This window comes from Eggerthella sp., assembly GCF_048329335.1.
Lineage (GTDB): Bacteria > Actinomycetota > Coriobacteriia > Coriobacteriales > Eggerthellaceae > Eggerthella > Eggerthella lenta.
This window is the reverse complement of record NZ_DBFEGU010000073.1, coordinates 1-9,267: the sequence shown is the minus strand read 5'-3', so window position 1 is coordinate 9,267 and position 9,267 is coordinate 1. Positions and strand designations below refer to the sequence as shown.

Annotated in this window: 10 protein-coding genes; all 10 read right to left on the bottom strand. The window is 65.7% G+C overall.

From position 1 onward, the window contains the following. Positions 1 to 716 (bottom strand): aldolase (locus ACMO6A_RS02255; protein WP_418470721.1); only part of this gene is annotated, 716 nt, incomplete at its 3' end. A 481-nt stretch (positions 717 to 1,197) separates the two neighbouring features. Next, the gene (locus tag ACMO6A_RS02250; protein WP_009608499.1) at positions 1,198 to 2,115 is read right to left on the bottom strand and encodes a TM2 domain-containing protein; all 918 of its coding nucleotides are present in this window, start codon (positions 2,113 to 2,115) and stop codon (positions 1,198 to 1,200) included. A 155-nt stretch (positions 2,116 to 2,270) separates the two neighbouring features. Next, positions 2,271 to 3,035: a TVP38/TMEM64 family protein gene (locus tag ACMO6A_RS02245; protein ID WP_114518122.1), complete on the bottom strand. Its 765-nt coding sequence runs from the start codon at positions 3,033 to 3,035 to the stop codon at positions 2,271 to 2,273. Then, positions 3,028 to 4,011 (bottom strand): PRC-barrel domain-containing protein, encoded by a 984-nt coding sequence (locus ACMO6A_RS02240; protein ID WP_009305341.1) that lies wholly within the window; start codon positions 4,009 to 4,011, stop codon positions 3,028 to 3,030. Before ACMO6A_RS02240 ends, ACMO6A_RS02245 begins: the two co-directional genes overlap by 8 nt. Positions 4,012 to 4,164: 153 nt before the next feature. Continuing rightward, the gene (locus ACMO6A_RS02235; RefSeq protein WP_015761495.1) at positions 4,165 to 4,701 is read right to left on the bottom strand and encodes a YtxH domain-containing protein; all 537 of its coding nucleotides are present in this window, start codon (positions 4,699 to 4,701) and stop codon (positions 4,165 to 4,167) included. A gap of 180 nt (positions 4,702 to 4,881) precedes the next feature. Further along, on the bottom strand, positions 4,882 to 5,868 hold the full coding sequence (locus ACMO6A_RS02230) for a D-alanine--D-alanine ligase family protein (RefSeq protein ID WP_086414215.1): 987 nt from the start codon (positions 5,866 to 5,868) through the stop codon (positions 4,882 to 4,884). 34 nt (positions 5,869 to 5,902) lie between these two features. After that, positions 5,903 to 6,376 carry a hypothetical protein gene (locus tag ACMO6A_RS02225; RefSeq protein ID WP_086414214.1) on the bottom strand — a complete coding sequence of 158 codons (474 nt, stop codon included), beginning with the start codon at positions 6,374 to 6,376 and terminating at the stop codon, positions 5,903 to 5,905. Then, positions 6,373 to 7,206, bottom strand: coding sequence for a hypothetical protein (locus ACMO6A_RS02220; RefSeq protein WP_086414213.1), 834 nt, complete (start codon positions 7,204 to 7,206; stop codon positions 6,373 to 6,375). Before ACMO6A_RS02220 ends, ACMO6A_RS02225 begins: the two co-directional genes overlap by 4 nt. A 276-nt stretch (positions 7,207 to 7,482) precedes the next feature. After that, positions 7,483 to 8,772 (bottom strand): serine--tRNA ligase, encoded by a 1,290-nt coding sequence (serS, locus tag ACMO6A_RS02215; RefSeq protein ID WP_086414212.1) that lies wholly within the window; start codon positions 8,770 to 8,772, stop codon positions 7,483 to 7,485. A gap of 115 nt (positions 8,773 to 8,887) precedes the next feature. After that, positions 8,888 to 9,267, bottom strand: a 380-nt coding sequence (locus ACMO6A_RS02210) for a response regulator (RefSeq protein WP_418470720.1), incomplete at its 5' end; no start/stop codon positions are given.

Sequence of the window (9,267 nt, the reverse complement as noted above, 5' to 3'; positions counted from 1 at the left end):
CACACGAGGCCCGTGCGGCCGGACGCCATCGTGGCGACCTTGAGCGCCTCGGCCGGCGAAGAGCCGTCCTCGGGCTTCGGCGGGTTCACCTTCACGAAGTCGGCGCCGAGGCACAGGGCCACGCCCGCCGCGCCCGCGATGAGCGCCGGATCCTTCTCGGCCTTGACGGCCTTGCCGCGGGGGTAGATCCACAGCACGACCAGCAGGCCGTTGGCGTGGGCCTGGGCGATGAGCTCGCCGGCCTCGGCCATCATGGTGGACTCGTACTCGCTGCCCAGGTAGATGGTGTAGCCGATGCCCACGATGTTCACGCCCGCCTCGCGCATGGCCAGCACGGCGTCCAGATCGTAGAGCTGCGGCGAATAGGGGTCGTCCTGGCTGCCGCCCACGATGTTGGTCTTGGAGTTCATCTTCACGAGGTAGTTGATCTCGGGATAGTCGGCGGCGTATTGCGCGATGAGCCCGCGCTGGCCGGCCAACACGCCGCACACGCCCTGGCGCCCGATCTCGAAGAGGTGCTGCGGCTCGGCATCGGCGATGTCGATGCCCTCGCCGTAGAAGTCCTTGTTGAGGTGCTCGATCTTCTGATCGCACGCGAACAGCATGAGACGGCCCGTTCCGCGCGTCGCCTTCATGAAGTTCTCGATGTACTCGTCACGGGATTCCGGCATGACGTCGGCCGGCACCCTCACCTGGTCACGAGTGATTTTGGGCATGGTTTCCTCCTTATAGGATCCAACTCAACGGATGAGGCTCAGAGCCTTATCGATACGGTCATTCTAGCGAAAAAGCGAGGCGGGACGCGCCGTTTCACCGAAAAACCCCGCGAACGAGCCACCGATTCGCGCGAAGCGCGGGCAGGCGGTAGGCGGAGGAGGCGCAACGGCGAACAAGCGGCACCCGACGGACAGTGCGCGAAGCGAGAACCCGGATGTTTCACGTGAAACATCCGGTCGCGCGAAGCGCGAACAGGGCGGGAGCGAAGCGACCCGCCCATGCGCCCGAAGGGCGCATAAGAAGCTCGCAGGTGGCCGCGCAGGAGCGAAGCGACCTGCGCCTCGCGCGGAGCGCGAGCACGCGCTCGCAGGTTGGCGCAGTGAGCCAGCGAGGGCGGCCGTGGCGGCCGCCCTCTACGGGGACTTGCTTCGCGACACAGCGTCGGCAAGTTCCGGCGGCCGGGAGGCCGCCGGAACCAAACTAGAACCACTCGCGCTTGTTCAGCACGTAGATCTGCTCGAATTCAGTCTGGGACTTCGTGAGGTACAGGATGCCCTCGATGATGGCGATGACCCAGATCACCCATGATGCCAGCGAGAACGTCAGCACGCCGCCGATGATGGTGACAGCCAGCATGATGAAACCGGCGGTGTTGTAGCCCAGGTAGAACTTGTGGATGCCGAACGCGCCCAGGAAGATGGCCAGCAAACCGGCGGCCACGTGATCCTTCGTCGTGACCATAGGCTGGCTGTACGGCTGCTGGTAGTACGGTTGCTGATAGCCGTAGTACGGCTGCTGCGGAGGCACGGCTCCGGGGCCGGCATGCGGCGGTGTCTGCGGCGCGCCGTATCCGGGAGGAGCGTAATAGCCTGACGCAGGCTGGCCGGGAGCAGGAGGCGCACCCGCAGGCTGCGTGTAAGAAGCGGTGGAAGCAGAGGCGGCAGCCGGAGCCTGGGGCTGGGGCTGAGCCGGGGTAGCCTGCGGTGCAGCCGTAGGCGGAATCGCCTGAGCCGTCGAGTACGGAACCCACTCGGGCTCGGGTTCGGCAGCCTTGGCGGGCTCGGCAGGAGCCGCAGAAGGAGCCGCCGCAGAAGCCTCGGAAGCATCCTCCGTCGACGCATCCGTCGATGCGTCGCTCGGCGCCTCTTCCTTATCCTCGGACCCGGCATCGCACGAGACGACCGCCACATCCTCGACCACGACGGCTTCCACTTCGCCCGTCGCTTCGTCGACGACCACGGCTGCAACCGTCTCCTTTTCAACGTCGCATGCATCGTCGGACGTCGTCGCGGCAAGCTTCGCCTTCGCGGCTTCCAGTTTCTCCTGAGCGGCTTTGAGCTCCGCTTCAGCAGCGGCAACCTCGTCCGCTGCGCTATTCAAAGGTTCGTTGGTGGCCATGATGGACCCACCTCTCATTCTACAAATTGCGTCGATGTCCTGTACCGCCATAGTAGTGCGCGCCGTCGCATCCAAGGAGGTTTCGTCACAATACCGTCAACGACGTTCAGTATTTCTTAAGATTTGCGCATGGGCCGAAGAAAAGCCTGATCGCGTTAGCTGTCTTTATGCGAATGCTTCTCGAGCATTTTCATGATGCGCTCGCGAAAAACGATGCCCAACACGGCGATGACGGCCGCCACCGCGAAGATGATCGCGCTTTCCATAAGGCGTCCGTCAGCCAGCCCGTCGGCGGCGTAGGTGGACACCACGATGCCCGGAATGCGCCCCACGTTGGAGAGCAGCAAAAATGTGCGCATTCGCATGTCCGTGAGCGGCACGAGGTACGTGAACACGTCTTTCGGCAGACCCGGGATCAAAAACAGGATGAACACGATGATGTTCAGCTTGCCGGTTTTCTCGAACTTGCGGAACTTTTCGAGGTACTGCACGGGCACCATGCTCTGCACGAACGGCGCCCCCAGCTTGTGCACCAGCGCGAAGATGAACGCGCTGGAAATGACGCACCCTGCCAGAATGACCAGCGCGCCGATCCAGGGGCCGTACAGCAGGCCCGCCGCGATCTGCACCACCTCGCCGGGAATGAACGCCACGACGATCTGCAGAAACTGAAGTCCCAGCAGTATGAGGAACCCCACGGGACCCGCGCCGCGCACGTCGTTGATGATGCGGTCGAGGCCGCCCGGCTCGAACAACTCGTGGAAGTACGGCCATAGCATCACCACGATCAGCACCATGATGGCGAAGAACGCGATGAGCCCGACGAACTTGAAAATGTCGGCCTTCTCCATCTTATGGCCGCGCACCTCTACCTCTTGCTCGGCTTTTTCGTGCAGCTTGTCCTTCAGCTTGTCAGTCATCGTGGCGAGCCTTGTCGTACTCCTCTTTGAAGGCCGCGAACATGTTCTTCTTGGGCGCGGGCTTCTTGGCGGTCGTCTTCTTCTTGGGCGCGGTCGACGCGGGCTTCGCAGGCGCGGAAACGCCCTCGTCTTCCGCCTCGTCCGTCACGGCCAGAGCCTGGTCGTCGGAACCGGGCTTGACACCGCGCGCCTTGTCGTACTCCTCCTTGAACCCGGAGAACATCCCCTTCGTGGCGGCGATCTGCTTGCCCGTGGCGTACGCGCCCTTGTTCACCACTTCGCCGGTTTTCTTGGCGGCCTCGCTGACCACCGGCTTCGCCCTGTCCACCGTGGTGTGCACCTTGTCGACGGCGACGGCCGTGACCGCGCCGGCCTTCTCGGCCACGCCGCCCTCGGCAACCAGGTCCTTCGCGGCGTCGTCAACCAGCATCGCACCCAGCACCACTTCGTCGGTTTCGCGCCCCTCGGAGCCCACCTGCGCCAGCGCGGCACCCATTCCGCGGCGGAACCCCTTGACGAGGTCGGCCGGAATAGTGCGCTTGCCCAACAGTGCGTTGGCGGTGGCGCCCGAATCGGTGTCGAACGTGTCCACCATACCGGTGATGCGGTTGAAGGTGACGTTGCCCACCATGCCCAGCGAAGTACCGTCTTCGGTCATGACCGGCAGCCCCACCCACAGCACGCAATCGTCCCAGTTGACGCCCAGCGCCTTGCATGCGGCGCGGTCCGTGGCCTCGGGCACGTTGCGGATGGCGATGCGGCCGTCCACGATGTCGTAACCCTCGATGGATACGAACTTGTCCTTGCGGCGGAACATCCACAGCAGATCGGGGCGCTTCACGATGAAGCCGACGCAGCGCTTCTCTTTCGGGTGGAACACGAAACGGCGCACCTTGCCGATGCGCTTCGTACCGTTCTTGCCGCCCACGACGCGGACGCCCGTGAGCTCATGCGTAGTGATGAGTTTGCTTGCCATGGCCTTCTTCTCCACTCGACAACCTGCGCATTTGCCGCGGATGGAACCGCAACCCCCCAGCGCCGTTGCCCTGTCGGACAGTCAGGAAGCGGCGAGAGGGGCGGGGCTTGCGCCCACGTCGACCAACTCGCCGCTTCATGATAGATGCGTATGCTACTTGTCGTCGCCGGAGATCTTGTCGGCAGCGTCCTCGGCCTTGTCCTTCACGGCATCGGCCGCGCTCTGCGCCTTGTCCTCGGCCTTGTCGACGGCCTCGTGCGCCGTGTCGGCCGCGACAGGAATGGTGTCGCTCACCGCGTCGTGCGCCTGCTCGGCGTTCTTGGCCACCTGCGAGGCGATGCGCTGGCGCGCCGCTTCGATCTTGTCGCGAAGCTCGTCGTTCTTCTGCGAGAACGCCGGCTTGATGTTGTCGGCGGCTTCCTGCACGCGCTGCGTGGCCTGGCCGTACAGCTCTTGACCCTTGGCGGCCACGTCCTGCACGACTTCCTGACCCTTGGACGCGGCATCCTGATACGCGTGCTGCATGTTGGCGCCGGCCTGAGAGCCCAGCTCCTGCGCCTCGCCCCATGCCGCGCTCATCTTATCGGTGACCATAGCGCGCGTTTCCTGACCAGACCGGGGGGCGTACAGCAGCGCGACAACCGCACCGGCCAACCCACCAGCCAAAAAAGCTCCAAATTTGTTGCCCATGACGGCCTCCTTCGGGATGTTTGCCTGTTCGTTCATTATAGGGGCATCCGCGCAGCCCCATGCGCGAAAACATGAGCGCTCTATGATTCAGTTGCTGTTTCGTTGCCGACCGAACAGACGCGAAGACGGGCCGCCGGCCTACGACCCGTGAATCGCATACTGCGCTCTCGCCGCAAGCGGTTACCGCGCATATTGGCTGACCAGTTCGTTGAGGACGCCGGACAGCGACAAACCGGAGGCTTCGCAGGCGAGGGAGAACGGCGAAGATTCGGCCAGGGAGGGCGACACGTCCACCTCCAGGACGCGCGCCTGGGCTCCGTCCCAGACAAGATCAACGCGGGCGAGGTCGCGCACCTGATAGGCACGGCACGCTTCCAAGGCGGCGCGCTCGATTTCGGCCCGGATGGCCTGGGCATCGGCCTCGTCGTTCGACAACGAGGCGGGACGCACAGGTGCGAACAGCTCGACCGCGCCCGGCGTGCGACAGGCGACCGTATCGCAGAAGCCCTCCTTCGCCACGATCTCCACCGGCGGCAGCGCGTAGGCATCCCAGCCGGAGCCCAGCACCGGCACGGTTACCTCAACGCCGTCGATCCACTGCTCGATGATGACGGCGTCGTCGAACGACAGCGCATCGGACACGGCTTCGCCCAGCTGGTCGACGGAATCAACGCGGCGCACGCCCGAAGCCGAAGCGCCGTGCGCAGGCTTCACCGCCACGGGATACCCGCCGATCACGCGGTCTTCCACCAGGTCGAACGCCGAAGCGATGCCCATGCTGTCAAACGCTTCGCGCGCGATGTAGACGCCCTGCGGCCAAGAGGCCGTCGGCTCCTCGCCGGTGATGGCGCGGTAGGCCGCCATCTCGGAGCCGAGGGAGGATTTGTCCCAAGCGCGCCGGCATACGCCGGACGGCGAACCGACGAAGGGCACGCCCACGAATTCGAGCAGGCTCTGGACGGTTCCGTCCTCGCCGAGCTTGCCGTGCAGGGCGTTGAAGCACACGTCGGGACGCTCGACGCGCAGGGCGGAAATGAGGTCGGACGAAGCATCCAACAGCACCGTCCTATGGCCCGCCTCTTCAAGAGCTGCGCACACGTTCTTGGCGCTGGCCAGGGATAACTCGCGCTCGGTCGAGCTGCCGCCCGTCAACACTGCTACCTTCATGATGATGCTCCTTCTGCCGTCCACACAAGAGCGGCTAGCGTACCATCGCATCGCCGAGGAAGGCAATCGCATCGCGAAAAGCGCGCAAAGCGACCAGATCGTCGAGGAAGCTCACCTCGATGCGCGCGCGACCCGCCGCCTCGTCCGTCCACTCGGTGGTGCCCACGAACACGGCATCGAGAGCTGAACCGGCATCGGCGTAAGCGGCGGCCGAACCGGCTTCCGCGCCGTCGCCCCTGCGCACGGCCGCCCGCGTTTGAAAATCGATGACCAGGTGCTCCAACAGATGCGGCAGCGACGTGTGATCCATGACGGCGGCGAAGGTGTCGCCCTCGTCGTTCACGCAGGCGTGGCGCGGCACGTGCGGATGGGCCGCGCGAACGCGCGCCGCAAGCTCGGGCGTCGTGCGGCGCGGGGCGCCGGGCGCCAGCGCCACGTCGCATACCACGCGGTCGGCGCGCACCGTGAACCGCTCGATGGCAAGCGGGGCTGTGCCGCGCGCGCTCACGCGGGCAGGTCGCTCACATCGAACACGCCGCGCGTGCCGGATGCGGCAGCATCGTCGTTCTTGTCGGCGGCGTCGGAGGCGCTGCCGCCTTCGTCTGCGGCTTCTCCTGCAGAGGCGTCTTCCGGCCCAGAAGCGGAATCGGATTCCGGCTTCTGCCGATCGCCCGGGTCGGGCTCGGGCGCAGCCTCCGGCTCGGGTTCCGCCGCAGGCTCGGGCTCAGGCTCAGGCGCCACCGGCTCGCCCCTCTGCGGCGTAGCCTCCGCATCGTGTGACAGGCGGTCGAGCACCGTGTATCCGGCTCCCGACTGAGGTTCCTCCTGCGGCTGGCCCTGAATCGCACGCACGAGCTGGTCGAACTGCCAGGCGATGTCGTCCGTCAGCGTGGACAGCCACGAATACCCGTCGCCGTCGGAAATCACCAGCTGCGAGCGGTCGAGCGAGAAACGGTAGCGGCCGGAGCCCTCCATGTTCCCGAACGTGTACGAAATGGTCTTCGCATCCGTGTCAAGCGTGTACGACCAGCTCACGTCCTCGGTGAGCTTGATGGTTTCGCCGTCGATGACCACGACGGCCGTGGTGCCGTGGGTCTGCCATTCGCCCTGGAACTCGGCCGCGTCGTCGTAGCGCAGCCAACGGTCCCACGAAAACCCGCCCACGATCAGCAGGACGATCAGCAGCACCGAGCCGGCCACAACAAGCGGCCAGCGCTTTTTGCGCGGCTTCGCTTCCGCACGCTCGCGCCGACGCTTCCCGCGCTCGGCCTCGGTCGACGCTTCGGCCCCATCGTCTTTCGCAGCGTCATCGACGATTGCCGCCGCGTCCTCCTTCAACCTGGCGGCCGCCTTCGCCCTGACCTTTGCAGCGCGCGACGTCTGCTCGAGGGGCGTCTGCCCCTCATTCTCCTCAACGTGAGGCGTCCCGGCCGCTCGCGGCTTCGGTTTCGCAGGCGGCACGTCGGTGCGCTTCCGCGGCGCGACGCGGCCGGACGCCCCTGGCTTCGAGGCGTCCGTCGCGGGTGCGGCAGCGGTATTCGGTTTGCTGGTTCGTTTACGCTTCGTTGCCACGCTTGAGGGTTCCCTGGTTCTTTTCGATAGCTTCGCCTGCCGTTATTCCGGCGCGATGACCTCGACGCCGCCCATGTAGGGCACCAGCACGTCGGGCACGCGCACGGTGCCGTCGGGCTGCTGGTAGTTCTCGATGACGGCGGCCATGGTGCGACCCACCGCCAGGCCGGAGCCGTTCAGCGTGTGGACGTAGCGCGAGCCCTTGAAGTTCTCGGGGTCGCGGTACTTGATGTTCGCACGACGCGCCTGGAAGTCCGTGCAGTTCGAGCACGAGGAGATCTCCTTGTAGCCGTTGTACGACGGCAGCCACACCTCGAGGTCGTACGTCTTGGCGGCGGAGAACCCGATGTCGCCCGTGCACAGGCTGATCACGCGGTACGGCAGGCCCAGCAGCTGCAGGATGTTCTCGGCGTCGGCCACCATGGCCTCCAGGTCGTCGAAGCTCTCCTCGGGCTTGGCGTACTTCACCATCTCCACCTTGTCGAACTGGTGCACGCGGATGAGCCCGCGCGTGTCGCGGCCGGCGCTGCCCGCCTCCTCGCGGAAGCACGGCGTGAACGCGCAGTACTTCAGCGGCAGCTGGCCGGCGTCCAGAACCTCGCCGGCGTGGATGTTCGTCAGCTGCACCTCGGCCGTGGGGATGAGGTACAGGCCCTCGGTGGTGTGGAACAGGTCTTCCTCGAACTTCGGCAGCTGGCCGGTGCCGGTGAGCGTCTCGGCGTTGGCCATGGCCGGGCACCACCATTCCTTGTAGCCGCGCGACGCGTGCGTGTCGGCCATGAAGTTGATGAGGGCGCGCTCCAGGCGGGCGCCCAGGCCGCCCAACAGGATGAAGCGGCTGGCAGCCAGCTTCACCGCGCGCTCGAAGTCGATGATGCCCAGCTCGGGGCCCAGGTCCCAGTGCGGCTTCATCTCGAAGCCCTCGGCGGCGAAGTCGCGCGGCGTGCCCCAGCGGCGCACTTCGGGGTTGTCGTCCTCGTCGTCGCCCACCGGCGTGGAATCGGCCGGCATGTTCGGCGTGCGCAGCAGCACCTCGCGCAGGGCCTCGTCGGCCGCTTCGCGATCTTTGCCGATGACGGCCAGCTCGTCGTTGATGGCGCGAACGCGCTGCTTGGCGGCTTCGGCCTCGTCCTTCTGGCCGGCGGCCATCATCTGGCCGATCGACTTCGACGTGGCGTTGCGCTCGGCCTGCAGCGCCTCCTCCTTCGCGATGGCGGCGCGGCGGGTCTCATCGAGCTCGGAGAAGCGCGACGCATCCCACGAAGCATGGCGGTTCTTCATCGCCTCGGCGACGGCCTCTTGGTTGTCGCGGACGAACTTGATGTCGAGCATAGTCGCGCTCCTTCACGATGGGAAACAATAGTCGCTTTAGTATACCTCACGGGCGGCACGCCCCGTCGTTCCTTCACGCACCCGGCATGTTCCGTTGGGCGGCCAGCCGACGCCCCTATCCTTCATAGCGCTTTCGCACGTACTTGATGAGGGTGGCCAGCACGCGGCGCATGTCGATGGGCTTCGATAGATGCGCGTTCATGCCGCTGGCCAACGAGGCGCTCACGTCTTCGGCGAAGGCGTTGGCCGACATCGCGATGATGGGCACGGCGTCCGCGTCTTCGCGATCGAGCTCGCGGATGCACCGCGTGGCCTCGTAGCCGTTCATGTTGGGCATCTGCACATCCATGAGAACCGCGTCGAAGTAGCCTATCTTCGACGCCTCGAACATGACGCACGCCTCGGCTCCGTCCCCCGCTCGCTCCACTACCAGCCCCGCTTCCGCCAGCAGTTCGCAGGCTATCTCGGCGTTGAGGTCGTTGTCTTCGGCCAGCA